Source organism: Saccharothrix sp. NRRL B-16314 (genome assembly GCF_000716595.1).
Taxonomy (GTDB): Bacteria; Actinomycetota; Actinomycetes; order Mycobacteriales; family Pseudonocardiaceae; genus Actinosynnema.
Genome location: NZ_JNXC01000005.1, coordinates 113,893 through 139,389, shown reverse-complemented (window position 1 = coordinate 139,389; position 25,497 = coordinate 113,893). Strand labels below are relative to the sequence as shown.

Below are 25,497 nucleotides of genomic sequence, written 5' to 3'. Positions count from 1 at the left end.
GTCCAACCGCCTAGTGGTTCCTCGGGGGGTTCCCACTGGTCGGTTGGGTTGAACGTAGTCACGCCGCAGTGCTCCGTCCTGCCCGCCGCGCCGCGGCCGGGGTGGTCTGGGGGTTGCTGCTGCCGGTGGCGACCCACCGGGCTACGGCGTCGGGGTCGATGACGCGGGTGGGTGGAACCACAGCGCGGCGACGCTGAAGCTCGGCGAACGTCGGGAAGTCGGCGCGGTAGCCGTGACGCCGGTCGGTCTTCAGCCGGGGGCACGCAGCGCCGAGCAGTTGCCCGCGTTCGTCGCGGCACGTCACGCACGTTCGGCCCCGGTCCCACCACATCTCGGACATGACCACCGTGGCCTGCTTCTCGGCGGTCCGGTCGAGGTACTCGGCGACCTCCGCGCGCTCTGCCTGCGCTTCCAAGGTGTTCGCCTCGAACCATCGGCGTACCGCGAACCCGACTGCCGCGAGCTTGTCCGGGTGGTCGTCGGGAAGTGCGGCCCACTCGGGTGTGCCGAGATGCGGCCCGTTGCCGCTAGCCGCGTCGGTCCACGACTGGGTAAAGGCGCGGACGGCGTCCCCTTCGGTGAGGCGGATGACGACACGCACGTACGGGTTAGACTGTCCCTGCCGAGGATGGTTGGTCATGGTTGGTGGCCTTTCTCGTGACGGCCGGTCTCCTTGCAGCGGGGGCCGGCCATCGTCATGTCTGGGGGTCATGCCGCCGGCGCTGCGTCGTCTGCGTCGATCCGGATGCCGAGGTATTCGCAGAGGTCCGCGGTGGGGACTCGGTAGCGGTTCCCGATCTTGAGAAGCCGGACGGGAAACGTCCCGGAACGCGCCATCTCGTGCGCTTTGGTCCTGCGGACGCCCACCGTGCTGGCGGCGGTCACGAGATCCACCGTCGCTGGCCAAGCTCTGATCTCATCGATGGTCGGGGGGCGCAGGGCGTCACGCGGCATGGCCGTCACCGCTGTTGGCCGATACGTCGGCCATGAGGGTGGGTGCGGGGCGTCCCTGGCCGGATTCCTGAGCTTCGAGCCATGCCTCGACATCGCTCAGGCGGTATCGGACGTGGACTCCGACCCGAAGCCGTCGCGGCCCTGATCCCTTGCTGTTCCACCGGTAGATGGTCGCCAGCGGAACTCCGGTGTACTCGGCCAACTCTTGTGGGCTGAGCAACCGCCTGTCCGTCAAGTTTCCGTCGCCTGTCATCACAGTCCCATCGTGGGTGGGTCACGGGGTACGTAGGTGACCTACGGAGGGACTGTATCAGCACTGCGCGCGATTGGGTAAGCCTTGGCATGAGTGACTCATCGATGCGAGGATGCCTAGGTGAACAAGGTGACACTGCGTTTTGGCCGGGGAAAGACACGGCCCGTAGGCCCAGGCCTAGTGATCCACAGCCCGATCCTCGTTGAGGCCGAGGACGTGCAGGGGTACGACGTCGAGGTGGCAGTGATCCCTCAGAAGGGAAGGCTTGTCGCAGCGCGTGTAACGGTCTCCCAACGGGAGAATGGCCCACCTGTCACCTTGGATGGTGTACGAGCGCTGCCTATTGCCTCGCTGACTCGTGAGGCTGCTTCAGAGCTGCGCGAGGTGGAGGAGCTTCCGACAGGAGTCTTTGAACTCGTTCAAAGATCAGTTAGTCCCGAAGATGTTCGCAAGGCAGCCGAGGAAGGTCCGACTGACCGGACGCTAGCCCTCCTGGCCTACATCTATCGCTGGTCAATCGCGGTTGGCGACCCCCCAGCCAAGACAGTGTCGGACCTGTTCCAGCTATCAAGGTCCAAGACCGGCCGGTGGATCGCTCTTGCCCGTAACCAAGGGTTCCTCGGGCCTTCTGAGGGGCCGGGGAAAGCAGCCGGATGACGGCCCTCAAGGCACGGAAGGCGGGTAGCTGAAGTGAGCGGCAGAGGCAGCACGTACAAGCGGTGCAAGTGCCGCGACGCCAACGGGCGCGAGGTCGGCGCGACCTGCCCGCGGCTGCGACGAGCCGACGGCGCGTGGAACCCGAAGCACGGCACCTGGTACTTCCGCCTTGAAGTGCCGGTGTCCGAGGGCGAGCAGCGCCAGGTGATGAAGCGCGGCGGGTTCGACAGCAAGGACAAGGCCGAAGCCGCACAGGACGCCGTTGACCGGCTGCTCTCCATCCCGGACCCTGGTCCGGCCGGTGCCGCCGCGCGTGCCGAGATCCTGCGCCTGGTCGACGACGCGTTCCGCCGGCGCAAGCCGCTGCCGGACTACGACGACGTGCGCCGCCGCGACCAGACCGGCCAGTCCCTCGCCGGAACGTTGACCGTCGAGCAGTGGCTCACGTCGTGGCTGTCCGGGCGCCGCAAGCTCAAGGCCGCCACGTTCCGCTCCTACGAATCGCACGTGCGGCTCTACCTCGTGCCGCACCTCGGGCCGCTGCCGCTGGACAAGCTTCGCGTGGCGCACGTGTCCGACATGTTCGAGGCGATCGACGCTGAGAACCGACGCATCGCGGAGATCCGGGCGACCGGCACCGACTCCGAGCGGGCCGCGGTGAAGAACCGCCGGGCGGTGGGGCCGGCCAGCAAGCAGCGCATCCGGGCGACGCTGCGCAAGGCGCTCAACGACGCCATGCGCCAACAGCTCCTCTTGGTCAACGTGGCCACCATCGTGGAGATGGAGAGCGCCAAGAGGCCGAAGGCCGTGGTGTGGAGCGTCGAGCGGGTCACCGCATGGAAGGCGAACCGGGCGCGCCGTGCGGAGGCCGTCGCCGAGCTGGCCGACGCGCGGACCCTGTCCGACCAGTACCGCGCGGACCTGCTGCGCCGGGAGATCGAGCACTTGGACGCCACCGAGCGGCCGTCACCGGTGATGGTGTGGACCGCCGAGCAGACCGGCACGTTTCTCGACCACGCGCACGACGAACGGCTCTACGCCCTGTACCACCTGATCGCGTTGCGCGGCCTGCGCCGCGGTGAGGCGTGTGGCGTGCGGTGGACGGATGTCGACCTCGACGCCGGGACGCTGGTCGTCTCCGAACAGCTCGTGCAACTCGGGTGGGCGGTCGAGTCCGGCACGCCCAAGAGCGACGCAGGCGCGCGGACGGTGCACCTGGACGCCGAGACGGTGACGGTGCTCCGCACCTGGCGCCGGACCCAGCTCGCCGAGCGGATGCAGTGGGGGAAGGCGTGGACGGACTCCGGGCGGATCTTCACCCGCGAGGACGGGACCGAGCTGCACCCGGCCAACGTCACCTCCCGGTTCGGGGACCTGGCCGCCGATGCGGGGTTGCCGCCGATCCGGCTTCACGACCTCCGGCACGGCGCGGCCACGCTCGCGCTCACCGCCGGAGTGGACGTGAAGGTGGTTCAGGAGATGCTGGGGCACTCGTCGTCGGTGTTGACCCGCGACACGTACACCAGCGTGGTCCCTGAATTGGCGAGAGAAGCCGCGGAAAGGACCGCCGCGCTGATTCCCCGAAAGCGTTCAACGGGTACGGATGGTCTCCCTACGGGCTCCCTTGAGCCGAAAACGAATCAGGCGGCTCCCCGTTTTTCGGGAAACCGCCTGATCAGTGGTGGTGCGCCGCCAGGGACTCGAACCCCGAACCCGCTGATTAAGAGTCAGCTGCTCTGCCAGTTGAGCTAGCGGCGCTCGGACTCTCTTGCTCTTGTCCGACGCGAAGAACATTAGCACAGCGTCTGACGGAGCTCCCAATCGCCTGGTCAGGGTGGGTGTGCCGCCCTGGTACAGGGGGAACTTCGCCTTCGTAACGATCCAGCATCTCGGGCAACATCGTCAACCTTCCGGGCGTCACCTTGTCAGGGGACGCCAGCGAACCCCGTGTTACGGGTGGGCTGCGCGTACTGGGGACGAACCGGAGGATGGGGATGCACCGCAAGCGGGGGGCGCGCAGAGCGCTGGGGATCGTCGCGATCGGGCTGGTTGCGATGTTGGTCACAAGTTGCACGACCGGTTCGGCGGCTACCGAGGGCACCGCCGGTGAGACCACGACGACCACGTCGTCCACCCCGCCGCCGAAGCCCGTGTCGTTGACCACCGGCCCGGTGGACGCGGCGGTCGACGTGGCACCCGGTGTGCCGGTCGTGGTGACGGCGGCCGACGGCAAGCTGACCCAGGTGACGTTGACCAACCCGGAGGGCGTGGCGGTCGCGGGCCAGGTGACGCCGGACGGCCTCCAGTGGACGAACACCGAGCCGCTGGGCTACCAGAAGACGTACACGCTGTCCGTGACGGGCGAGGGCGCGGACGGGAAGCCGGTCAGCAAGACGTCGACCTTCACCACCGTCAAGCCGCGGACGTTGACGTACCTGTCGGTCAACCCGCAGGACGGCACCACGGTCGGCGTCGGACAGCCGCTCGCGTTCTACTTCGACGAGCCGATCGCCGACAAGGCCGCCGCCGAGGCGATGATCTCGATCACCGCTGAACCGCGCGTCGAGGGCGCCTTCTACTGGTACGACGAGAAGACCGTGCACTGGCGCCCGCAGGCCTACTGGACGCCCGGCACGAAGATCACCATCAACGCGAAGATCTACGGCAAGCACGTCGGCAACGGCGTCTACGGCGAGGAGGACCGCGTCATCACCACCACGATCGGCGACTCGGTCATCCACGAGGCGGACGGCCAGACCCACCAGGTGATCACGAAGGTCAACGGCCAGGTCGTGCGCACCATGCCGACGTCGATGGGCGACGCGCAGAACCCCACGCCCACGGGCACCTACGTGCTCACCGAGAAGCACGCCAACATGGTGATGGACTCCCGCACGTACGGTCTGTCGCTGGAGGCGGGCGGCTACGTCACGCCAGTGGACTGGGCGTACCGGATGTCCAACTCCGGCATCTTCTTCCACAGCGCGCCGTGGTCGGTCGGCGACCAGGGCTACCGCAACGTGAGCCACGGCTGCCTGAACCTGTCCCCGGAGAACGCGAAGTGGGTGTTCGACACCTCCAAGCCGGGTGACGTCGTGATCGTCACCAACTCCGGCGGCCCGGTGCTGGAGTCGTGGGACGGCTTCGGCGACTGGCAGATCCCGTGGGACCAGTGGGTCAAGGGCAACCGATAGGGACCAGAGGCCCGTGACACGGCCCGTCGCCACGACCAGGCGGCGGGCCGTTCGCATGCCCAGCGATCACTTCAGCCGGCGACGCACCCGGCCGGCGAAGCGTGGCGCGCCGGTCGGGTGACTCAGGCGATCGAGCAGGTCTCCGACGGTCAGGCGGGACTCCGTCGGCCGGTGAGTGACGCTCCAATGCTGCCTTGGGAACCCGCGTGGCGTCACGGGTGAGCGGCATCTGCAACCGAGGTCAGGCGTCCGTGACACGACCCGCTGCCACGACCAGGCGGCGGGTCGTCTGCACGGCGTCGAGCATCCGGCGGTCGTGGGTGACGAGGAGCAGGGTGCCCGTGTACGAGTCGAGCGCGGACTCCAGCTGTTCGATCGCGGGCAGGTCGAGGTGGTTCGTCGGCTCGTCCAGGACCAGCAGGTTCACCCCGCGCGCCTGGAGCAGCGCCAGCGCGGCACGCGTCCGCTCACCGGGGGACAGGGACGCCGCCGGCCGCATCACGTGCGCCGCCTTCAGCCCGAACTTCGCCAACAACGTGCGCAAGTCCGCCGGGACCAGATCGGGCACGGCAGTCCCGAAGGCGTCCAGCAACGGCTCGTCACCCAGGAACAACCCGCGCGCCTGGTCGATCTCGCCCACCACCACGCCCGACCCCAGCGCCGACGACCCGGAGGTCAACGGCACCCGACCGAGCAGCGCCGCCAGCAACGTCGACTTGCCCGACCCGTTCGCCCCGGTGATGGCGATCCGGTCCGCCCAGTCCACCTGGAGGTCCACCGGCCCCAGCGTGAACGACCCCCGCGTCACCACCGCCGCCCGCAGCACCGCCACCACCGAACCGGACCGGGGCGCGGCGGCGATCTCCATCCGCAGCTCCCACTCCTTGCGCGGCTCCTCGACCACGTCGAGGCGCTCGATCAGCCGCTCCGTCTGCCTGGCCTTCGACGCCTGCTTCTCGGTCGCCTCGGTGCGGAACTTGCGCCCCGACTTGTCGTTGTCGGGAGCCTTGCGCCGGGCGTTCTTCACGCCCTTCTCCATCCACGCCCGCTGCGCCCGCGCCCGCTCCTCCAGCGATGCCTTCGTCGACGCGAACTCCTCGTAGTCGTCACGGGCGTGCTTGCGGGCGATCTCCCGCTCCTCCAGGTACGACTCGTACCCACCGCCGTAGGACCGCACCTGCTGCTGGGCCAGGTCCAGCTCCACCACCCGCGTCACCGTGCGGGACAGGAACTCGCGGTCGTGGGAGACCAGGACGGTGCCCGCGCGCAGCCCCGTCACGAACCGCTCCAGCCGCGCCAGGCCGTCGAGGTCGAGGTCGTTGGTCGGCTCGTCCAGCAGGAACACGTCGTACCGGCTCAGCAGCAGCGACGCCATGCTCGCCCGCGCCGCCTGACCACCGGACAGCGCCGTCATGGCCAGGTCCAGCGACACCCCCAGCCCCAGGTCCGCCGCCACCTCCAGCGACCGCTCCTCCAGGTCCGCGCCGCCGAGCGCCAGCCACCGCTCCAACGCCTCGGAGTACGTGTCGTCGTCGGCGCCCGTGGCCAACGCCTCGGTGGCCCGGTCCAGCTCGACCTGCGCGTCGGCCACGCCCGTGCGCCGGGCCAGGAACGCGCGCACCGTCTCTCCCGGCCGGCGGTCGGGCTCCTGCGGCAGATGGCCGACGGTCGCGTTCGTCGGGGAGAGGCGGATCACACCCTGCTCGGCGGGCAGCAGCCCGGCCAGCGTCCTCAGCAGCGTCGACTTGCCCGCGCCGTTCGCCCCGACCAGCCCGATCACGTCACCGGGCGCCACGACCAGGTCCAGACCTTCGAACAGCACCCGGTCGCCGTGCCCGGCGGCCAGGTCCTTCGCGACGAGTGTGGCGCTCATGGCAACTCCGCAGGACAAAGTAGGGACAAAAGAAGACGCCCCTCGACAAGTCCGTCGAGGGGCGTTCCGCTTGGGGTGAGTGACGGGACTTGAACCCGCGACACCTGGGATCACAACCCAGTGCTCTGCCAGCTGAGCTACACCCACCAAGACCGGCTGACCCGGCGGAAGAGAGCATACAGTGCCCTGCCTCCGGTCCTGAAATCGACCCTATTCGACCCGGTCGGCGGCCAGCAGCTCGGCGGCGACCGCCTGCGCCTGCTCCGACGACGGCCCCGGCTGAGCCACGAACGCCGTGCGCCGGTAGTACGCCAGCTCCCGGATGGACTCCCGGATGTCGGCGAGCGCGCGGTGCGCCAGGCCCTTGCCGGGCTGGGCGTAGTAGATGCGCGGGTACCAGCGCCGGCACAGCTCCTTGATCGACGACACGTCGACCATCCGGTAGTGCAGGTGTGCGTCGAGTTCGGGCATGTCACGGGCGATGAACCCGCGGTCCGTGGCGATCGAGTTGCCGGCCAGCGGTGCGGTGCGCGGGTCCGGCACCCACTCCTTGATGTACGCCAGCACCTGGGCCTCGGCGTCGGCCAGCGTCACCGCGGACCGCCGGACCTCCTCGGTCAGCCCGGACTTGGCGTGCATCTGCATGACGACGTCCGGCATCGAGTCGAGCGCTGTGTCGTCGGCGTGGATCACCACGTCGACACCCTCGCCGAGCACGTTCAGCTCCGCGTCCGTCACCAGCGCCGCGATCTCGATCAAGGCGTCCTTGCCCAGGTCGAGGCCCGTCATCTCGCAGTCGATCCACACCAAGCGATCCATCACGCGGGCGAGCCTAGTCGCCCGGCCGTCCCGGCCCCGCGTCGCTTCGGGTGGCGGCCCCTACCAATCTCATTACGCTCATGGCAATGACGGCCCAGAGCGATATCGCTGCCGGTTACGCCTCGGAGGGCGCGGCCATCGAACTCGGTGCGGTGCTGGTGGACGGAGCGGTCGAGTCGACCGCGCACGTGCGGCTCCCGTTGGCGACGCTGAACCGGCACGGCCTGGTGGCGGGCGCGACCGGAACCGGCAAGACGAAGACGTTGCAGCTGATCGCCGAGCAGCTGTCGGCGGCGGGTGTGCCGGTGGTCATGGCGGACGTGAAGGGCGACCTGTCGGGCCTGTCCCGGCCGGGCGAGGGCGGTGACCGGGTCACGTCGCGGGCCGCCGAGACCGGTGACGACTGGCAGCCGCAGGCGTACCCCGTGCAGTTCCTGTCCCTGGGCACGGGCGGCGTCGGCGTGCCGGTGCGCGCGACCGTGACCAGCTTCGGGCCGATCTTGCTGTCGAAGGTGCTGGGGCTCAACGACACCCAGGAGTCCACGCTCGGCCTGATCTTCCACTGGGCCGACGCCCGCGGCCTCCCGCTGCTGGACATCAAAGACCTCCGCTCGGTGATCACGCACCTCACCGGCGAAGAGGGCAAAGCGGACCTGAAGGGCCTGGGCGGCGTCTCGTCGGCGACGGCGGGGGTGATCCTGCGGTCGTTGGTGAACCTGGAGGCGCAGGGCGGCGACACGTTCTTCGGCGAGCCCGAGCTGGACCCGCGCGACCTGATGCGGGTCGCGGACGGCAAGGGCGTGGTGTCGCTGCTGGAGCTGGCCGACCTCCAGTCCCGGCCCGCGCTGTTCTCCACGTTCCTGATGTGGTTGCTGGCGGAGCTGTTCGAGGAGCTGCCGGAGGAGGGCGACCTCGACAAGCCGAAGCTGGTGTTCTTCTTCGACGAGGCGCACCTGGTGTTCGCGGACGCGTCGAAGGCGTTCCTGGAGCGGATCACGCAGACGGTGAAGCTGATCCGGTCCAAGGGTGTGGGCGTGTTCTTCTGCACGCAGCTGCCGACGGACGTGCCGAACGCGGTGCTGTCGCAGCTGGGCGCACGGGTTCAGCACGCGCTGCGGGCGTTCACGCCGGAGGACCAGGCGGCGCTGGCGAAGGCGGTCAAGACGTACCCGACGACGCCGCACTACGAGCTGGACGAGGCGTTGACGTCGCTGGGCATCGGTGAGGCCGTGGTGACGGTGCTGAGCGAGAAGGGCGCGCCGACGCCGGTGGCGTGGACCAGGCTGCGCGCGCCGCGGTCCTTGATGGACACCATCGGGGCGGACGCGATCAAGCAGGTGGCCGGGTCGTCGGAGTTGCACGGCAAGTACTCGGAGACGGTCGACCGCGAGTCGGCGTACGAGAAGCTGACCGCCAAGGTGGCGCCCCCTGCCGGGGAAGCGGAGCAGCAGGAGGCGCCACGGGAGGCACCACAGCGGAAGCCCGAGCGTGAAGATCCCGGTGTGGTGCAGCAGGTGCTCGGGAACACGGCGGTGAAGTCGTTCCTCCGGTCAGCCGCGAGTGCCCTCGGGCGTGAGATCACGCGCGGGCTGTTCGGGACCTCCCGCAAACGCCGGTGACCGCTTGACCTTCATGGACAGGAACGCGGCGCTGATGCTGAGCACGCCGGCGACGTACCAGGCGGGCGCGTAGTCGCCGAAGTGGTCGCGGGTGAGGCCCGCGGCGGTGGCGGCGAGGGCCGCGCCGATCTGGTGGGACGCGAAGACCCAGCCGAACACGACCGGCGCGGACAGGCCGAAGATCTCGCGGCACAGCGCCACCGTCGGCGGGACGGTCGCCACCCAGTCCAGGCCGTAGAAGATGATGAACACCAGCATCGACGGCTGCACCGAGTCGTGGAACAACTGCGGCAGGACGAGCAGGGACGCGCCGCGCAGCACGTAGTAGACGGCGAGCAGGAGCCGCGGGTCGACCTTGTCGGTGAGCCAGCCGGACAGCACCGTCCCGGCGATGTCGAAGACACCGACCAGGGCGAGCAGACCGGCGGCGGTCGTGGTGGGCATGCCGTGGTCGTGGGCGGCGGGGATGAAGTGGGTGCCGACCAGGCCGTTGGTGGTGGCGCCGCAGATGGCGAACCCGGCGGCGAGGAACCAGAACGGCCCGGTGCGGGCGGCGCTGGTCAAGGCGCCGATGGCCCGTCGGGCGGCACCGCCGGAGGCCGGTGGCACGGGCACGACCTCGTCACCGCCGTAGGGCGGAATCCCCAGGTCGGCGGGGTGCTCGCGGAGGAACAGCAGCACCAGGGGCACCACCGCGAGGGCCGCGAGGGACACCATCAGCGACGCCGAGCGCCAGCCGGACGCCTCGGACAGCGCGGCCACCGCGGGCAGGAACACCAGCTGTCCGGTCGCGCCGCCCGCCGTGAGGACGCCGGTGACGAGGCCCCGGTGCTTGACGAACCAGCGGCCGGTGATGGTGGCCACGAACGCCAGCGCCATCGAGCCGGTGCCCAGGCCGACCAGGACGCCCCAGAACAGCACCAGCTGCCACGCCGTCGTCATGAACACGGTCAACCCGCTGCCCACCGCGACCAGCGTCAACGCCGACGCCACGACCTTGCGCACGCCGAGCCGTTCCATCAGCGCGGCGGCGAACGGCGCGGTGAGCCCGAACAACATCAGGTTGACCGACACGGCGAGCCCGATGGTGCTGGTGGACCAGCCGAACTCGCTCTGCAGCGGTTCGATCAACGCGCCCGGGGTCGCCCGGAACGCCGCGGCGCCGACCAGCGCGATGAACGCGACGCCGGCGACCACCCATGCCCAGTTCTGCTTGCTGCGAATCACGCCGGTAAGCGTCGGTGAACACCCCGACCCGACGAAAGTGGCTTGATGGCCATCATGTGAAAGAATCCGGCCATGAATCCGGCCGCGGACCTCCGCCACCAGGTCGCCGTGCTCGCGCTGGACGAGGTCGTGACGTTCGACCTCGGCACGCCGACGCAGATCCTCAACGCCGCCCGCGACGAGGACGAGCGGCGGTTCTACCGGGTGCGGATCTGCACGCCCGGCGGTCGGCCGGTGCGCACGTCGGCGGCCTTCACCCTCGTCCCCGACCACGGCCTGGAGCTGCTGGCCGAAGCGGACACGGTGATCGCGGCGGGCGTGCACTACGGGGCGAAGGTGCTGGTGGACGGCACGCTGGAGCCGCCGGTGCTGGACGCCCTCCGCGCGGCGGCGGACCGGGGCGCGCGGATGATGTCGATCTGCACGGGCGCGTTCGTGCTGGCCGCGGCCGGTCTGCTGGACGGACGCCGGGCCACCACGCACTGGGCGCACGCGGACAACTTCCGCAGGCTGTTCCCGGACGTCGACCTCGACCCGGACGTCCTGTTCATGGACGAGGGCGACGTCCTCACGTCGGCCGGTGTCGGCGCGGGCGTCGACCTCTGCCTGCACGTCGTCCGGCACGACCACGGCAGTCGGATCGCCAACCTGGCCGCGCGCCGGTGCGTCGTGCCGCCGTGGCGGCCCGGTGGCCAGTCGCAGTACATCGTGCGCACGATCCCGGACGAAGCCGACACCTCCACCGCGCCCGCCCGCGCCTGGGCGCTGGAGCACCTGGACGAGCCGCTCGACCTGCGCGTGCTGGCCGCCCACGTGCGGATGAGCGTGCGCACGTTCACCCGCCGGTTCCGGGAGGAGACGGGGGCGAGCCCGGCGAAGTGGATCATCCAGCAGCGCGTCGAGCGGGCCCGGCACCTGTTGGAGACGACGGACCTGGCGGTCGACCAGGTGGCCCGGCGGTCCGGTTTCGGCACGGGCGCGGCGTTGCGGCAGCAGATGAGCGCGACGCTGGGTGTCGCGCCCAGCGCCTACCGCACCACGTTCCGCACCGCCTAGCGCTCCAGGAACGGCCGCAGCAAGCCCGGCACCGCCTCGTCGGCCAGCGCCAGCCCGTCACCCTCGGCCACGTCGATCACGTGGTACGCGCCGTCGCCCGCGGCGGTGGTGGCGGAGATCGTGACCAGGCCCGCACGGCGTTGGAAGAACGAGCGGTAGATGCGCCACCCGATGATGCCGGTGCGTTGCAGCGCCACGGTTTCCCGGATCGCCGAGCCCGCGCGGGCGAGCAGGTAGCGGTCGGTCAGCGCGTGGCCGAGCGAGCGGTAGCGGTCCCAGCCCAGGGCCGCGGAGAACGGCACCAGCGCCAGCACGACCTGCCACGTCCAGCTCGGCGCGAACCACGCCAGCACCGCCGCGAGCACCAACAACGGCACCACGGCGCGCACCATCCGACGCCGCAGCGCCGCCATCGGGTGACGCCGCAGCGGGGTCCGCGTCGGAGACTCGGCCTGCCGCAAGGCTTCCGCCGACACGCGGTGGGCTTCGGAGACGGGCGCGGGCGGCAGCAGCAGGTTGCTCTCGCCCTTGCGCCCCAAACCGGTGGTGACGGTCTTGGCGTGCGCGCCGCGCCCGGCGCGCAGCAGCAGCGGTTCGACCAGCTCGACGCCACGAAGTCGTTGCTCCGCAACGGAAACCGAACGCGTGGTGAGCAGGCCGCGGCGCACCCGGACGGTGTCGTCCGGCTCACGGGTCAGCCGGTAGCCCCAGAACTGCACCACGTACACCAGCACCGATCCGAGGGTCGCGACCAGCAGCACCACGCCCGCGAACAGCGCGACGGTCAACCCGATCGGCTGCTCCGCGACCCAGTGCGCGGCCTCCGTCATCGGGTCCAGCACCTCGATGTCCAGCTCCCGCGCGAAGTTCATCACGAAGCCGAACAGCGCACCGGCGGCCACCAGGCCGGACAGCGTCAACGGCGCGTACCGCAGCCACCGGTTGTCCCACTCGGACAGCACGACACCCGGCCGGGCGACCACGGCCTCGGTCGGGGCCTCCGACTTGGCGGTGGTGAGCAGCAGCACGCGCAGGCGCTCGGCCTCGGCCGACGACACCGCGTCCAGGGTCAGGCCGTCCTCGCCGGGCTGGTCGCGCTGCCCGGTGCCGACCCGGATCGCGGACAACCCGAACAGCCGGTGCCCGAGCTTCGCGGTCAGGTCGACGGTCCGGATGCGGTCGCGCGGCACCGCGAGGCGCTTGCGCACGAGCAGCCCGGTGTGCAGCTCGACCTGCTCGGTGGTGATCCGGTAGCGGGTGCTGATCCAGCGCAGCAGTCCGAAGAGCACGATCGCCACGATCACGCCGCCGCTGGCCAGGAACCGCCAGGTCTCGCCCTTGCCGAGCACCAGCAGGCCGATGAACAGCGGGATCAGGCCGACCATCTCGTTCAGCGGGCGGACGATGAGCATGCGCACGTCCAGCCGGTGCCAGTCCACCACCGGTTCGGCGTACTCCGGCGCGGCGGGCAGTTCGGTGGTCACGTGGCATCACCCGGCGTGGCCTGGGTGGTGGTGGTCAGCTCGTCCGCCAGCCGCACCGCCGCGTCGTGGTCCAGGCCTTCGATGGACACGGGGCCCGCCGCCGACGCGGTGGTCACGGTGACCGTGGACAGGCCGAGCAGCTGCTGCAGCGGACCGCGCTTGGTGTCGACGGTCTGGATGCGCGAGACGGGCGCGATGCGCCACTCCTGGTTCAGCCAGCCCGCCAGCGTGTACACCGCGTCCGGCGTGGCCTCCCAGCGGTGCACCCGGTACCGCCAGCGCGGCATCACCAGGGTGTGCGCGGTGCCGACCACCAGGGTGGCGATCGCGGCGGCGACCTGCAAGGGGGTCGCGGCGAAGATCAGCACGACCGCTTGCGGCACCAGCAGCACCGTCCAGCCGATCAACGCGTGGAGGGTCCAGAGGGTGATCGACTTGCGGCTCACCTGGTGCCGCGGCGCACGCAGGCGCAACACTTCGCTGCTCACGCCGTCCACTGTGCCTCAAGGCCGAGTCCGCGTGCGCGAGAACCCGGCCCCGAGAGCGGTGTCAGGACCGCACGGCGCGGCTCACGGGTGGATCGAGTACGGCGCCTGGAAGGCCTGGGCCACGGCGCTCTCACCCTGGAAGGCGGCAGCGGCGGGCACACCCACGACGACCGCGAGACCGGCGCAGACGGCCAGCGCGGCCATGATCTTGTGCAGGGAGTGCACAACCATCGTCGAACTCCGTTCATTCGTAGCGGCTCTTGTCGGCAGGGGGAGCCGGATCCGGTCCGCAGGGGACGCCCGAAAGCATCCAAGCGGAGCATGGCACACGCGGGTCGTCACGGTCATCACCACACTTGTGACTAGGCCAACCAGGCGATACCCCCTGAGAGGCGCCCCGGAGAGGCTCCTCCACGACCGTCAACGAGCCCGGTCCGCGGAAGTGATGGGCGCTCACCGCAGGTCCCGCTTCAGCACCTTCCCGGTCGCGTTGCGCGGCAGGGTGTCGAGGAACACGACGTCGCGCGGCACGGAGAACCTGGCCAGGTTGACGCGCACGTGCTCGCGGACCGCGTCCTCGTCCAGCCCGCCCGGCTCCTCGCACACCACGTAGGCGGCGAGCCGTTGGCCGAACCGCTCGTCGGGAACGCCGACCACGGCCACCTCACGCACACCGGCCAGACCGGAGAGCAGGTCCTCGACCTCGCGCGGGTACACGTTCTCGCCGCCCGAGACGATCATCTCGTCGTCCCGGCCGGCCACGAACAGCAGGCCGTCGTCGTCGCGGTAGCCGACGTCACCGGTCGACATCAGGCCGTTCCGGACCTCCTTGCCCGCGCCGTCGGTGTAGCCGTCGAACAGCATCTCGTTGGCCACGAAGATGCGGCCGGTGGCGCCGACGGGCACCGCGCGGCCCTCGTCGTCCAGGATCTCCAGCCGGGTGCCGAACGGCGGCCGACCCGCCGTGTCCGGGTGCCGCGCCAACTCGTCCGGGCGGGCGATGGTCACCCAGGACACCTCGGTGGAGCCGTACAGGTTGTAGAGGACCGGGCCGAGGTCTCGGAGGCACCGCCGCGCCACCGCGGGCGGCAGCGCCGAGCCGCTGGACGCGACGACCCGCAGGTCCGGCAGGCGCGGTCGGTCGGCCAGTTCCAGGATGCGCTGCAGCATCACGGGAGCGACGAACAGCGCGTCGCAGCGGTGCTCGCGGGCGTCGGCGACGGTCAGCGCCGGGTCGAACTTCCGGCGCAGCACCAGCGTCGCGCCGAGCACGAGCCCGATCTGGACCGCGGCCAGGCCCCACGTGTGGAACAGCGGCGCGGGCACGGAGAACCGGTCGCCGGCCTTCAGCGGGATGCGGGACAGCAACGCGGCGGCGGGCGTGAGGCCGCCCGGTTCCGGTCGCTTCGCGCCCTTGGGCGCACCCGTGGTGCCGGAGGTCAGCACGATCATCCGGCCGCGCGGCGGACGTGCTGGCAGCGGTGTGGCGGGGGAGTTCGCGATCAGCTCCTCCAGCGTCCTGCTCTTGGTGCCGCCGTCGACCCACGCCATCACCCGGCGCACCTTGCGCGGCGCGTTGGCCAGCAGGCCGCGGAACTCGGTGTCCGCGACGACCACGGCCACGTCCTGCTCGCGCAGCACGGTCGCGACTTGGCCCGCGCTCAACCCCGTGTTGAGCAGCACGCTGTGCGCGCCGAGCTTCACGCACGCGGTCACGGTCTCCAGGAAACCGCGGTGGTTGCGGCACAGCACCGCGACCTTCGAACCCGCCCGCACCCCGAGGTCGTGCAGCCCGTGTGCCAGCCGGGTGGTGCGTTCGTCCACGTCGGCGTAGGTGAGGGTGCCGGCGTCGTCGATGATCGCCGGTCGGTCCGGGCGCCGGACCGCGCCGGTCGCGAAACCGAACGCCAGGGTGAGGTCCCACCGCAGGTAGGCGTCGAGCACGCCGAGCAGCCGGCCGGGCCCCATCGGGCGCACGACGCCGACGCGCACCAGCGTCACCACCGCGCGCAGCACTCCTGCCACTCGGTTGAAGGCCGTCGCGCCGATGCCGAAGTAGGTGCTCACCCCTCGATACTGACACTACCTACCCGTGAGTAGGAAGACTCGGGCGGTGACTCAGTGCTCCGGTGTGCCCGAGGCGTTCACGACGGCGTCGCGCAGGGCGGCGCGCAGACGACCCACTTCTAACGGCGTCAGCACGGCCGCCTCGCCCGGCGGCACCGTCACCACGACGTGCCCTTGGCTGACGAAAACCGTCATGTCGCGGCGACGTGACGCGATGTCGCGGCACGAGATCTGCCACTCTTTGCCAGTATTCACGGCCCCCAACCTCCAACTGTCGACCCGGGGCGCTCGGACCGATCCGGGCGCTCATGAGGGGGAGACGCACGCGGGCTGGTGCCATGACGGGAAAACCCATCGGGCGACCGTGCCGAGCTGTCGACAGCGTTGCACGCGGTAGTCGCCCCAGTCACCTGGAAGGCTGTAAAAATGGCTGAACCGCAACGGATCGTGATAATCGGATCGGGCCTGGCCGGTGCCTCCGCCGCGGGAGCGTTGCGGGACCGCGGCTACACCGGTGACGTGGTCGTCTTCGGTCGGGAAGCGCACCAGCCTTACGAACTCCCCGCGCTGTCCAAGGAGTTGTTGCTCGGAGACACCGACTCGCCACACCGCGTGCACGACGCCGATTTCTACGAAAGAGCCGAATCGAGCTGCGGTTGACGTCCGAGATCACGCGGATCGACGTCGGTGAACGGGCGGTCGTCGATTCGGCCGGCGTAACGCATTCGTACGATCGGCTGATTCTCGCGATGGGTTCGACACCACGCCGGTTGCCCGTTCCGGGTGGGGATCTCGCTGGTCTGCGCACGTTGCGCACGCTCGACGACTCGTTGTCGTTGCGCGCGGCGTTGACAGAGGGCGCGCGGGTTGTCGTCGTCGGCGCGGGGTGGATCGGCTGCGAGGTGGCCGCCGCGGCCCGGCGGCACGGCGTGTCGGTGACCGTGGTCGACCCGGTCGACCTGCCGCTGCGCCGCGTCCTCGGTCCTCGGATGGGCGAGGTGTTCCGCGACCTGCACGCCTCGAACGGCGTGACGTGGCGGCTCGGCGTCGGCGTGGACGGCTTCGCCGAGCACGGTGTCCGGCTCGCCGACGGCAGCGAGCTGACCGGTGACGTCGTGGTGGTGGCGGTGGGCGCGTCGCCGAACGTGGAGCTGGCGCGCGACGCCGGGCTCGCGCTTGCCGACGGAGGGGTGGCGGTGGACGCCGCGCTGCGCACCTCGGTGCCGGACGTCTTCGCGGTCGGTGACATCGCCGCGCACGACCACCCCCGCTACGGGCGGCGGGTCCGGGTCGAGCACTGGGCGAACGCCAAGGACCAGGGCGCGCACGTGGCGGGCACCGTGCTGGGCGCGGACGACCCGTACGTGACCGCGCCGTACTTCTTCACCGACCAGTACGACCTCGGCATGGAGTACCGGGGTCTCGCCGACGCGGAGCAGGACGAGCTGGTGGTGCGCGGTGACGTCGACGCGCGCGAGTTCACCGCGTTCTGGCTGCGTGAGGGGCGGGTGCAGGCGGCGATGAACGTGAACCAGTGGGACGACGGCGAGGCGTTGCAGGCGTTGGTCGACGCGCGGGCGGCCGTCACGCCGGAGCAGTTGCGCGACGCGGACCTGGCGGGCTTGGGCTAGAGGCAGGAGCCGCTGTCGGGGCGGTGGTCCGACGCGATCAGGCGTTCCAGCAGGGCGCGCAGGGCCTTCGCTTCCTGCGGGTCGAGGTCGGCGATGAAGTCGCACTCCACCTGGTGGTGCAGCTTCTCGACCTCGACCTGCACCGCCCGGCCCTGCGCGGTGATCACCGGGACGCGCACGCGCCGGTCGTTCGGGTCGGGCTGCCGCACGATCAGGCCCGCGCGTTCCAGCCGGTCCAGCTCGGCGGTGAGGGTGGTCTTGTCGAGGCCCAGCGCGTGGCCGAGGGCCAGCTGGGTGCGCTCGGACCGCTCGCCGGCCAATGCGGTCAGCACGACGTGCCCGCGCATGGTGATGCCGTGCCTGCCCGCCGCTTCCTGCGCGACCGTGCCCAACTTCTGCGCTGCCCGGTGCAGCAGCCAGTTGAGGCTCGCGCGGAACTCGCACGCGCGGTCGGCCGGGGCGTCCATGCGCCGATCATACGACAGCCCCGAGATATTCTCACCCGAGAACATCTTGACGCGGAACGCTGTCACCAATATGTTCTCGACTGGGAAGTTCTCCGCAGTACCGCTTTCCGGGGGGTTTGTCGGCGTGACGGGCCGTCGAGGGGTCGGCCCGTCACGCGACCGGGGAGGCTTCCTCGGGCTGTCACACTTGTCGGCGAGGTCCGGGAGGTGCGATGTCCCAGTCGATCGCGGCGGCCGTCGTGCGTGCCGCCGAGTTGACCGCCCGCGGCAGACCGCGCCAGGCGATCGAACTGCTCCAGCCCGCCCTCGCGGCCGATCCGCTGCACGGCGAGGCGTGGTGCCGACTGGCCGCCGCCTACCTCGACGCCGGTGAACCCGACCCGGCCCTGGACGCGGCGAAGCGCGCGCTCGTCCTCAACGGTGACCACGCTTGGGCGCAGCGGCTGACCGCATTGGCGTTGAGCGAACTCGGACGGCACACCGAAGCGGCCGTCGCGGCCCGGGAGTGCGCGCGCCGCAAGCCGGGCGACTGGCGGTGCCAGGTGGTGCTCGCGGAGGTGTTGGCGGCCACTCCCCAAGGGCTCTCGGAGGCAGTGGAGGCCGCGAGGGAGGCGGCGCACCTCGCACCGGGTGAAGCCCGCGCGTTCCAGGTGCTCGGTGACGCCGCTCTGCGCGCCCGGGACTGGGGCATGGCCGAACGCGCCTACCGGACCGCGTTGCGCCTCGACCCCGGTGACGACGACGTGCGGGCGAACCTCGCCACCGTGCGGCGCAAGCGCGGCGGCGCGCCCATACCCCCGCCGTCCGGTGAGGTGCTGCACGCCACGCACGTCCTGCTGTGGCCCGCGCTGTCCCGGCTCGCCGCGATCCTGGTCGCGGGCGGGCTGCTGCTCCTGCTGGCGGGCATGCCGAAGCCCACGCCGCTGCTCGGCTGGTTCTCCGGCCTCCTGGTCGTCGCCTGCCTCGGGGTCGTGGGCCTGCTCCTGCTGCGGGTCGGTCGCGGGCGGCGGGCGTTGTTCCGGCTGCCACGGCACCGGCCGAAGGTCGCCGTGGTGGCCGTCATGTTCACGTTGTCCCTGGTCGTGCTGACCGGCTGGACCGTGGCGCTCTTCCTCGGAGCGACGACGATGCAGCCGTTGACGATCGCCTGGCTGTGCGCGCTGCTCGGCGGAGCCGTCGTGGTTCTCGCCGGCGATCGCTAACCTGGACACCGGAAGGGGGGTCGATGACCCGACGCGCGCTGCTCGCGATCCTGGCGATGATCGCGGGTTTCGTCGTGTCCGGACCCGGCCCGGCCGCCACCGGTGAGCTCGTCGCCATCTCGGCGACCGCGGACGGGACCCACCAACCCGGCACCACCACCCGCGGCGCCAACGCCGTGCACCCGGTGCAGGTCCACCTGGGTCAACCGCTGGACGGCGTCCAGCCCGCCGTGCACGCCACGCCCGCGCCGCCCGTGCGGGCGGACGCGATCGACCCGACCCACCGCACGCCCGAGCGGAACGCCCAGACCCCGCTCGGCGAACGCGCACCGCCCTCGACCTCCGGTAGCTGAACCCACACCGTTCACCCTCGACCGGAGGTCTCTTCACCATGCCGCGCCCCAGCGCGCGGCGAGCGCTACTCGTCCGCGGGCTGCTTGCCCTCGGCGTGCTCGTCGCGTCCACGTTCACCCTGCTCACCGTGCAACCGCGCCTCGGCCTCGACCTGCGCGGCGGCACCCAGATCGTGTTGGAAACACCGTCCGAAGCCACGTCCGACGCGACCGACCGCGCGATGGAGGTGCTGCGCCGCCGGGTCGACGAACTCGGGGTGGCCGAGCCCGTGCTGGCGCGGTCCGGCGAGCACCGGATCGTGGTGAAACTGCCCGGCCTCCAGGACCCGACGGAGGCCATCGAAGTGCTCGGCCGCACCGCCCAGTTGCAGGTGCGGCCGGTGACCGGGCTCGGCGACGTGCCGACGCCGGAAGGCGACGCGGTGAGCCTCGGCGAGGTCGTGATGACCGGTGAGGGCATCAAGGACGCCCGTGCCACCCTCAACCCGCAGGGCGTCGGCTACCTCGTGGGGGTCGACTTCCAGGGTGACGCGCCCCGGGCGTGGCAGAAGGTGACGGCCGAGGCCGCGTGCTCACCGCCGGGCGACCCCCGGCGGCGGGTCGCGTTCGTGCTGGACGGCGAGGTGGTGTCCGCGCCGCAGGTGGACGTGTCGACCGCGTGCGGCACCGGGATGATCGGCGGCAGCACGTCGATCACCGGGCAGTTCGCGCAGGCCGAGGCGGAGGACTTGGCGCTGGTGATCCGGTCCGGCGCGCTGCCGGTGCCGGTCGAGGTGGTGGAGCAGCGGACCGTCGGGCCGACGCTCGGAGCGGAGGCGATCGACGCCAGCGCCCGTGCGGCGATCATCGGGGTGGCGCTGACCGGGCTGTTCCTGATCTTCGTGTACCGGCTGGCGGGGCTGGTGGCGGTGCTGGCGCTGGGTGGTTATGCGGCGTTGGCGTACGCGGCGATGCTCGCGATCGGCGCGACCTTGACGTTGCCGGGGTTGGCCGGTTTCGTGCTGGCCATCGGCATGGCCGTGGACGCGAACGTGCTGGTGTTCGAGCGGTCGCGGGAGGAGTTCGCCCGTCGCAAGCGCTTGCCCCGCTCGGTCGACGAAGGGTTCCGCGGTGCGTTGAGCGCGGTCGCCGACTCGAACGTCACCACGTTGCTGGCCGCCGGTCTGCTGTTCTGGCTGGCGACCGGGCCGGTGAAGGGCTTCGGCGTCACGCTGTCCATCGGTGTGCTGGCGTCGCTGTTCAGCGCACTGGTCCTCAGCCGGGTGTTGTTGCAGCTGGTCATGCCACTGCTGGCGCGACGTCCGTCGTGGAGCGGCCTCCACACGCTGGGACGCGTGCGCACGTGGCTGACCGCGCGGGGGATCACCCTGTTCCGGCGGCCCAAGCGCTGGTTGCTCGCCGCCGGCCTCGTGCTCCTCGCGGCGGTCGCAGGGTTGTTCGTGCGCGGACTCGCGCTGGGCGTCGAGTTCACCGGCGGTCGCATGCTGGAGTTCACCGCGTCCTCGGTGGACGCGGGCAAGGTGCGGACCGAGCTGGCGTCCGCCGGTTTCCCCGACGCGGTCGTGGTGACCTCCGGGACGGACGGGGTCTCCGTGCGCACCGGCCCGATCGACTCGGCCGCCGCCGTGCGCGTGGGTGAAGCAGTCGACCGCGCCACCGGTGGTGCGGAGCAGGTGAGCAACGACCTGATCGGGCCGAGCCTGGGGTCGGAGCTGCGGCGCAACGCGTTGATCGCGCTGGCCATCGCCGTGGCGGCCCAGCTCCTGTACCTGGCGGTGCGGTTCGACTGGCGGCTCGGCGTGGCCACGGTGGTCGCGCTGGTGACGGACGTGGTCGTGCTGGTCGGCGTGTTCGCGTGGCTGGGCAAGACGGCGGACGCCGTGTTCCTCGCCGCCCTGCTGACCGTGATCGGCTACTCGGTCAACGACTCGGTGGTGGTGTTCGACCGGGTGCGCGAACTGCGCCGGACCCGTGCGCCGTTCCCCGACGTGATGAGCTCGGCAGTCCTCCAAACCCTGCCGCGAACCGTCAACACGGGTATCGGCGTCCTGTTCGTCCTGGCCGCCCTCCTGGTCCTGGGTGACGGCTCGCTGGCCGACTTCGCCACCGCGCTGCTGATCGGCCTGGTCGCCGGTACCGTGTCGACGGTCTTGACCGCCGCACCGGTGGCGATCGTGCTGGAGGACCGATGAGCACTGGTCATGCGCTGCTCGCGGTCGGCGGCGCTTTCCTCGCGGCGGGTGTCATCGCACGTGCGGGAGTCCGGATAGGACTGCCCACCATCCCGCTGTTCATGGTGGCGGGCATCGTGTTCGGGCCCCACACGCCCGGTCTGTCGCTTGTGGACGATCCCGGTGAGATGGCCGTCCTGTCCGGGCTCGGGCTGGTGTTCCTGCTGTTCTACCTGGGGCTCGAGTTCTCGGTGGACGACCTGGTGTCGGGCGGGCGTCGGCTGGCGGTGGCCGGCGCCGGGTACCTGGTGCTCAACATCGGCGGCGGGCTGGCGTTCGGCTTCGCGCTGGGGTGGGGCACGCGCGAGGCGCTGGTGATCGCCGGTGCGATCGGCATCTCGTCGTCGGCGATCGTGACGAAGCTGCTCGTCGAGGCACAGCGGTTGCGCAACCCCGAGTCGCGGCTCGTGATGGGGATCATCGTGATCGAGGACGTGTTCCTCGCGCTGTACCTGGCGGTGCTGCAGCCCGTGCTCAGCGGGACGTCCGGGGTGTCGGCGCTGGTGGACTTCGGGAAGGCGTTCGCGTTCCTGGTGGTGCTCGGCGCGGTCGCCCGGTGGGGAGGGCGCGTCGTGACCAGGCTGTTCCAGTCGGCCGACGACGAGCTGCTGGTGGTGACGTTCGTCGGGGTGGCGGTGACGGGGGCGGCCGTCGCGCACGAGCTGGGCGTGTCCGACGCGATCGGCGCGTTCATGGTCGGGGCGGTGCTCGGAGGCTCCGGCGTCGCGCCGCGCGTGCACAAGCTGGTGCTGCCGTTGCGGGATGCGTTCGGGGCGTTGTTCTTCTTCATCTTCGGGCTCAGCATCGACCCGGGGACGGTGGGGACGGTGTGGCTGCCGGTCCTCGCCGCCGTCGGGGTCACCATCGTGCTCAACCTCGGAGCCGGTCTGTTCGCCGCCAAGGTCCACTCGTTCGACCGGCAGCAGGCCGTGGACATCGGGCTGACCGTGCTGACGCGCGGCGAGTTCTCCCTGGTGCTCGCGGCGATGGCGGTGACGGCAGGCCTGGACTCCCGGGTGGCCCCGTTCGTGGCCGGCTACGTCCTCCTCCTGGCCGTGGTGGGGCCGCTGGCCGTCCTCCGTTCCCACCACCTCACCTGGCTGCTGCCGAAACGCGCGTTCGCCTCCAAGTGACGGTTCAACAGCGCAGATAAGCGCGCCGGCCCCGAGTTGTCGTTCCATCAGGGCCGGCGTTCTTGTCTGTGTGGCGTTGTAGCCTGCGCGAATGGCCAATCCGTTCGGGGTGAGGCTCGGCTCCAAGGCCGCCCGCCTGCTGGCCCGGCTCGGGCGCGTCGAGATCCGCCCGGGGCTGACGGAGCCGGAGTTGGCCGGTGTCGAAACGCGGTTCGGGTTCGCGTTCGCCGACGACCACCGCGCCTTCCTCTCCGTGGGGCTGCCCACGGGAGGAGCGTGGCCGGACTGGCGCCACGGCAACGCCACCCAGCTCCGCTCGTGGCTCGACCGGCCGGTCGAGGACGTGGTGTTCGCGGTGGTGGAGGCCGCCTACTGGCATTCGAGCTGGGGCACGCGTCCCGCCCGGAAGGCCGACGCCGTGGCCGCCGCGCGGACGCGACTTGCCTCAGTGCCGCAACTGGTCCCGGTCTACGCCCACCGCTACCTGCCCGAGGGCAGGGCGACCTTCGCCCACCCGGTGTTGTCGATCCGCGGTGCCGACATCATCTCCTACGGCTACGACCTCATCGACTACGTGCGCCGCGAGTTCGGCGACCCGCAGGACGGCGGTGCCGAGGAACTCCAGGTCGCCGCCACCGCGGAGTTCTGGGCGGACTTCCTGGCCTGGTCGAACGAAGAAGGTTTGCCGTCCCGCTCGGACGCGGGCAGCGGTTGATCGTGTGCTTGCAGGCTCGTCCGAAGAGGCAGAGCATGATCCGCAGACCGACGACGCGGACGGTTCCGCAGACGGCCTGTTGATGGCCTGAGCGGGGGATGGGGTGCACAGTGGCTGGTCAGTTCGCTGCCTACCAGAACGAGATCTACCTCCAAGGCCTGGCGGGGAACCTGCCGCCGTTCACCACGGATCCCGAAGGGCTGGAGGCTTCCGCCCGGGAGCGCTTGGGGCCGGGGCCGTTCTGGTACGTGGCGGGTGCGGCTGGGGCGGGGGCCACGGCTCGGGCCAACCGGGAGGCGTTCGACAGCTGGCGGATCGTGCCCCGGATGCTCACCAACGCCACCGAGCGGCACCTGGGGACGTCGTTGCTCGGCACCGACATGCCCGCCCCCGTGCTCCTCGCGCCGGTCGGCGTCCAGTCGATCCTGCACCCGGACGGCGAGCTGGCGACCGCCCGTGCCGCCGCCGAGTTGGGTGTGCCGTTCGTCCTGTCCACCGCTTCCTCGCACACCATCGAGGAAGTCGCCACCGCCGCCGGTGACGCCGCGCGCTGGTTCCAGCTCTACTGGCCGAACGACCCGGATGTCGCCGCGAGCATCCTGGACCGGGCGCGCAACGCCGGCTACCGGGTCCTCGTCGTCACGCTCGACACGTGGACGCTCGCGTGGCGCCCGCACGACCTCGACCGGTCCTACCTGCCGTTCCTGCGCGGGATCGGGACGGCTATCCCGTTCTCCGACCCGGCGTTCCGGGCGGGGCTCGCCGCGTCACCCGAGGACGACCTGCCGATGGCGATCCTGCGGTGGGTGCAGCTGTTCACCGGCACCGACAAGTCGTGGGACCAGCTGTCGTTCCTGCGCGAGCACTGGGACGGCCCCATCGTGCTGAAGGGCATCCAGCACGTGGACGACGCGCGCAAGGCCGTCGACGCGGGCATGGACGGGATCGTCGTCTCCAACCACGGCGGACGGCAGGTGGACGGCGCCGTCGGGTCGTTGGAGGTGCTGCCCGAGATCGCGGACGCGGTGGGGGAGCAGCTCGCGGTGCTGTTCGACTCCGGCATCCGCAGCGGGGCGGACATCGTCAAGGCGCTCGCGTTGGGCGCGAAAGCCGTGCTCGTCGGTCGCCCGTTCGCCTACGGCCTGGCGCACGGCGGGCAGGTCGGCGTCCGGCACGTGCTGCGCAGCCTGCTCGCCGACTTCGACCTCACCCTGGGCCTGTCCGGGCACCGCAGCCCGGCCGAGCTCAACCGCGAGGCACTGCGTCCGCGCTGAGCTGCCGCAGCCTGTTCTGCAACGTGGTGAAGTCGGCCGGCTGCACGGTGATCCACGGCGTGCCGTCGCCGCCGGGCGCCTTCGCCGACAGGTAGCGGCCGGTGATCGTGTCGAAGTAGGTCAGCGGGGCCGCGCAGCGCTGCTTGCGGCCGTACCGGTCACGTCGGGCGGCGTACAGCTGACCGCCGCCGGTGCGTTCCTCGGCCAGCAGCTTGCGCACCTGCTGCGCCTCGCCGACGTGCGCACCGGTCGGCCTGCTGGCCTGCATGAACGACCCGCCGTCCTCGTCCGGCCGGGGTCGGTTCGGCTTGTCCGCCAACGAGTCCGCGGGCAGCGAGACCACGCCGCCGCGGCCCGGTTTCGCCTCCGGCAACGCGGAGATCAGCGACGGCACGACGTCCTCGACGCGCACCGGCTCCAGCACGAAGTGCTTGTCCGGCCGCAGCACCACGCGCAGCGCCTCGTCACCGGACTGCGCCACGAGAGCGGTCCGCGTGTCGCCGTCACCCTGGTTGAAGAACGCGTAGTACTCGACGCTCGCGTCGGCGATGAGGCGCAGCGACCGACCCAGGTCGGTGTGCACCTGACGGCCGCGGGCCAGACCGAGGCGCTCCAACTCGGCCCAGCCGCGGCGGGCGAGGTCGGTGAGGACCGTGACGTCACCCTCGGCGAGCTGGTCCTCGTCGAAGTCGACCTCGGTCAGCAGCGCGTTGTGCAACCTCGGGAGACCTTCGGCCTGCCAGGCGTTGTAGAGCGCGACGACCGGGATGGCGACCCTGGTGCGCAGCACGTTCCCCCCT

General features: G+C 70.9%; 24 protein-coding genes, 2 tRNA genes and 2 pseudogenes. 11 read left to right on the top strand and 17 right to left on the bottom strand.

The window, feature by feature from the left end:
- Nucleotides 1-58: 58 nt before the first annotated feature.
- The 5 genes from OQ02_RS40865 to OQ02_RS45675 all read right to left on the bottom strand — a co-directional run bounded on the left by OQ02_RS40865 (nt 59) and on the right by OQ02_RS45675 (nt 2,868).
- The gene (locus OQ02_RS40865; protein WP_231499974.1) at nt 59-640 is read right to left on the bottom strand and encodes a hypothetical protein; all 582 of its coding nucleotides are present in this window, start codon (nt 638-640) and stop codon (nt 59-61) included.
- 68 nt (nt 641-708) lie between these two features.
- Nucleotides 709-885, bottom strand: coding sequence for a helix-turn-helix domain-containing protein (locus OQ02_RS11775; RefSeq protein WP_231499973.1), 177 nt, complete (start codon nt 883-885; stop codon nt 709-711).
- Between the two features lie 58 nt (nt 886-943).
- Complete coding sequence (locus OQ02_RS42305) at nt 944-1,207, bottom strand: helix-turn-helix transcriptional regulator (RefSeq protein ID WP_081915557.1); 264 nt, start codon at nt 1,205-1,207, stop codon at nt 944-946.
- 663 nt (nt 1,208-1,870) lie between these two features.
- Nucleotides 1,871-2,371 carry a hypothetical protein gene (locus OQ02_RS45680; protein ID WP_231499972.1) on the bottom strand — a complete coding sequence of 167 codons (501 nt, stop codon included), beginning with the start codon at nt 2,369-2,371 and terminating at the stop codon, nt 1,871-1,873.
- Nucleotides 2,372-2,379: 8 nt separating this feature from the next.
- Nucleotides 2,380-2,868, bottom strand: a complete 489-nt coding sequence (locus OQ02_RS45675; protein ID WP_033438393.1) for a hypothetical protein — start codon at nt 2,866-2,868, stop codon at nt 2,380-2,382.
- Here OQ02_RS45675 and OQ02_RS47140 point away from each other — a divergent pair.
- A pseudogene (locus OQ02_RS47140) lies at nt 2,840-3,334 on the top strand (site-specific integrase); the annotation flags it as partial. The gene OQ02_RS45675 and the pseudogene OQ02_RS47140 overlap by 29 nt on opposite strands.
- Before the next feature lie 212 nt (nt 3,335-3,546).
- Here OQ02_RS47140 and OQ02_RS11765 read toward each other — a convergent pair.
- Nucleotides 3,547-3,622: transfer RNA gene (locus tag OQ02_RS11765), tRNA-Lys, on the bottom strand.
- 296 nt (nt 3,623-3,918) lie between these two features.
- Between OQ02_RS11765 and OQ02_RS11760 the strand changes: the two genes are divergently transcribed.
- Complete coding sequence (locus OQ02_RS11760) at nt 3,919-5,058, top strand: L,D-transpeptidase (RefSeq protein ID WP_231499970.1); 1,140 nt, start codon at nt 3,919-3,921, stop codon at nt 5,056-5,058.
- A 241-nt stretch (nt 5,059-5,299) separates the two neighbouring features.
- Here the strand turns inward: OQ02_RS11760 and OQ02_RS11755 are convergent, their stop codons facing one another.
- The 3 genes from OQ02_RS11755 to orn form a co-directional block, all read right to left on the bottom strand.
- Complete coding sequence (locus OQ02_RS11755) at nt 5,300-6,931, bottom strand: ABC-F family ATP-binding cassette domain-containing protein (protein ID WP_033438391.1); 1,632 nt, start codon at nt 6,929-6,931, stop codon at nt 5,300-5,302.
- A 71-nt stretch (nt 6,932-7,002) separates the two neighbouring features.
- Nucleotides 7,003-7,078: transfer RNA gene (locus OQ02_RS11750), tRNA-His, on the bottom strand.
- A 63-nt stretch (nt 7,079-7,141) separates the two neighbouring features.
- Complete coding sequence (gene orn / locus OQ02_RS11745) at nt 7,142-7,753, bottom strand: oligoribonuclease (RefSeq protein WP_033438390.1); 612 nt, start codon at nt 7,751-7,753, stop codon at nt 7,142-7,144.
- A gap of 83 nt (nt 7,754-7,836) precedes the next feature.
- Here orn and OQ02_RS11740 point away from each other — a divergent pair, with 83 nt between their 5' ends.
- A complete protein-coding gene (locus OQ02_RS11740; protein ID WP_033438389.1) occupies nt 7,837-9,369 on the top strand; it encodes a helicase HerA-like domain-containing protein in 1,533 nt (510 codons plus the stop codon).
- On the opposite strand, the gene OQ02_RS11735 is transcribed toward OQ02_RS11740, so the two are convergent.
- A complete protein-coding gene (locus OQ02_RS11735; RefSeq protein WP_051772180.1) occupies nt 9,301-10,596 on the bottom strand; it encodes an MFS transporter in 1,296 nt (431 codons plus the stop codon). The two genes, OQ02_RS11740 and OQ02_RS11735, sit on opposite strands and share 69 nt — an antisense overlap.
- Before the next feature lie 72 nt (nt 10,597-10,668).
- Here OQ02_RS11735 and OQ02_RS11730 point away from each other — a divergent pair, with 72 nt between their 5' ends.
- Entirely contained in the window at nt 10,669-11,652 is a 984-nt protein-coding gene (locus tag OQ02_RS11730; RefSeq protein ID WP_033438388.1) for a GlxA family transcriptional regulator, read from the top strand.
- Here the strand turns inward: OQ02_RS11730 and OQ02_RS11725 are convergent.
- The 5 genes from OQ02_RS11725 to OQ02_RS43685 form a co-directional block, all read right to left on the bottom strand.
- The gene (locus OQ02_RS11725; RefSeq protein WP_033438387.1) at nt 11,649-13,136 is read right to left on the bottom strand and encodes a PH domain-containing protein; all 1,488 of its coding nucleotides are present in this window, start codon (nt 13,134-13,136) and stop codon (nt 11,649-11,651) included. The two genes, OQ02_RS11730 and OQ02_RS11725, sit on opposite strands and share 4 nt — an antisense overlap.
- Nucleotides 13,133-13,624 carry a PH domain-containing protein gene (locus OQ02_RS11720; protein ID WP_231499969.1) on the bottom strand — a complete coding sequence of 164 codons (492 nt, stop codon included), beginning with the start codon at nt 13,622-13,624 and terminating at the stop codon, nt 13,133-13,135. Before OQ02_RS11720 ends, OQ02_RS11725 begins: the two co-directional genes overlap by 4 nt.
- 81 nt (nt 13,625-13,705) lie before the next feature.
- Nucleotides 13,706-13,855 (bottom strand): hypothetical protein, encoded by a 150-nt coding sequence (locus tag OQ02_RS43690; protein ID WP_156076987.1) that lies wholly within the window; start codon nt 13,853-13,855, stop codon nt 13,706-13,708.
- Nucleotides 13,856-14,077: 222 nt separating this feature from the next.
- A complete protein-coding gene (locus OQ02_RS11715; protein WP_081915542.1) occupies nt 14,078-15,691 on the bottom strand; it encodes an AMP-binding protein in 1,614 nt (537 codons plus the stop codon).
- A gap of 51 nt (nt 15,692-15,742) precedes the next feature.
- Nucleotides 15,743-15,946 carry a hypothetical protein gene (locus OQ02_RS43685; protein ID WP_033438385.1) on the bottom strand — a complete coding sequence of 68 codons (204 nt, stop codon included), beginning with the start codon at nt 15,944-15,946 and terminating at the stop codon, nt 15,743-15,745.
- A 171-nt stretch (nt 15,947-16,117) separates the two neighbouring features.
- Here OQ02_RS43685 and OQ02_RS40055 point away from each other — a divergent pair.
- A pseudogene (locus OQ02_RS40055) lies at nt 16,118-17,322 on the top strand (NAD(P)/FAD-dependent oxidoreductase).
- On the opposite strand, the gene OQ02_RS11700 reads toward OQ02_RS40055, so the two are convergent.
- Nucleotides 17,319-17,789: a MarR family winged helix-turn-helix transcriptional regulator gene (locus tag OQ02_RS11700; RefSeq protein WP_033438384.1), complete on the bottom strand. Its 471-nt coding sequence runs from the start codon at nt 17,787-17,789 to the stop codon at nt 17,319-17,321. The pseudogene OQ02_RS40055 and the gene OQ02_RS11700 overlap by 4 nt on opposite strands.
- Nucleotides 17,790-18,001: 212 nt before the next feature.
- On the opposite strand from OQ02_RS11700, the gene OQ02_RS11695 reads away from it, so the two are divergent.
- The 6 genes from OQ02_RS11695 to OQ02_RS11670 all read left to right on the top strand — a co-directional run bounded on the left by OQ02_RS11695 (nt 18,002) and on the right by OQ02_RS11670 (nt 24,697).
- On the top strand, nt 18,002-18,991 hold the full coding sequence (locus tag OQ02_RS11695; protein ID WP_033438383.1) for a tetratricopeptide repeat protein: 990 nt from the start codon (nt 18,002-18,004) through the stop codon (nt 18,989-18,991).
- Nucleotides 18,992-19,014: 23 nt separating this feature from the next.
- Nucleotides 19,015-19,344: a hypothetical protein gene (locus OQ02_RS11690; protein ID WP_033438382.1), complete on the top strand. Its 330-nt coding sequence runs from the start codon at nt 19,015-19,017 to the stop codon at nt 19,342-19,344.
- A 38-nt stretch (nt 19,345-19,382) separates the two neighbouring features.
- On the top strand, nt 19,383-21,536 hold the full coding sequence (gene secD, locus OQ02_RS11685; protein ID WP_033438381.1) for a protein translocase subunit SecD: 2,154 nt from the start codon (nt 19,383-19,385) through the stop codon (nt 21,534-21,536).
- Nucleotides 21,533-22,708, top strand: a complete 1,176-nt coding sequence (locus tag OQ02_RS11680; RefSeq protein WP_033438380.1) for a cation:proton antiporter — start codon at nt 21,533-21,535, stop codon at nt 22,706-22,708. The genes secD and OQ02_RS11680 overlap by 4 nt, the downstream gene beginning before the upstream one ends.
- A gap of 91 nt (nt 22,709-22,799) precedes the next feature.
- The gene (locus OQ02_RS11675; RefSeq protein WP_051772179.1) at nt 22,800-23,423 is read left to right on the top strand and encodes a hypothetical protein; all 624 of its coding nucleotides are present in this window, start codon (nt 22,800-22,802) and stop codon (nt 23,421-23,423) included.
- Between the two features lie 110 nt (nt 23,424-23,533).
- A complete protein-coding gene (locus OQ02_RS11670; RefSeq protein ID WP_197043295.1) occupies nt 23,534-24,697 on the top strand; it encodes a lactate 2-monooxygenase in 1,164 nt (387 codons plus the stop codon).
- Here OQ02_RS11670 and OQ02_RS11665 read toward each other — a convergent pair.
- Nucleotides 24,669-25,487: an ESX secretion-associated protein EspG gene (locus OQ02_RS11665; protein WP_033438378.1), complete on the bottom strand. Its 819-nt coding sequence runs from the start codon at nt 25,485-25,487 to the stop codon at nt 24,669-24,671. The genes OQ02_RS11670 and OQ02_RS11665 overlap by 29 nt on opposite strands.
- Nucleotides 25,488-25,497: the final 10 nt, after the last annotated feature.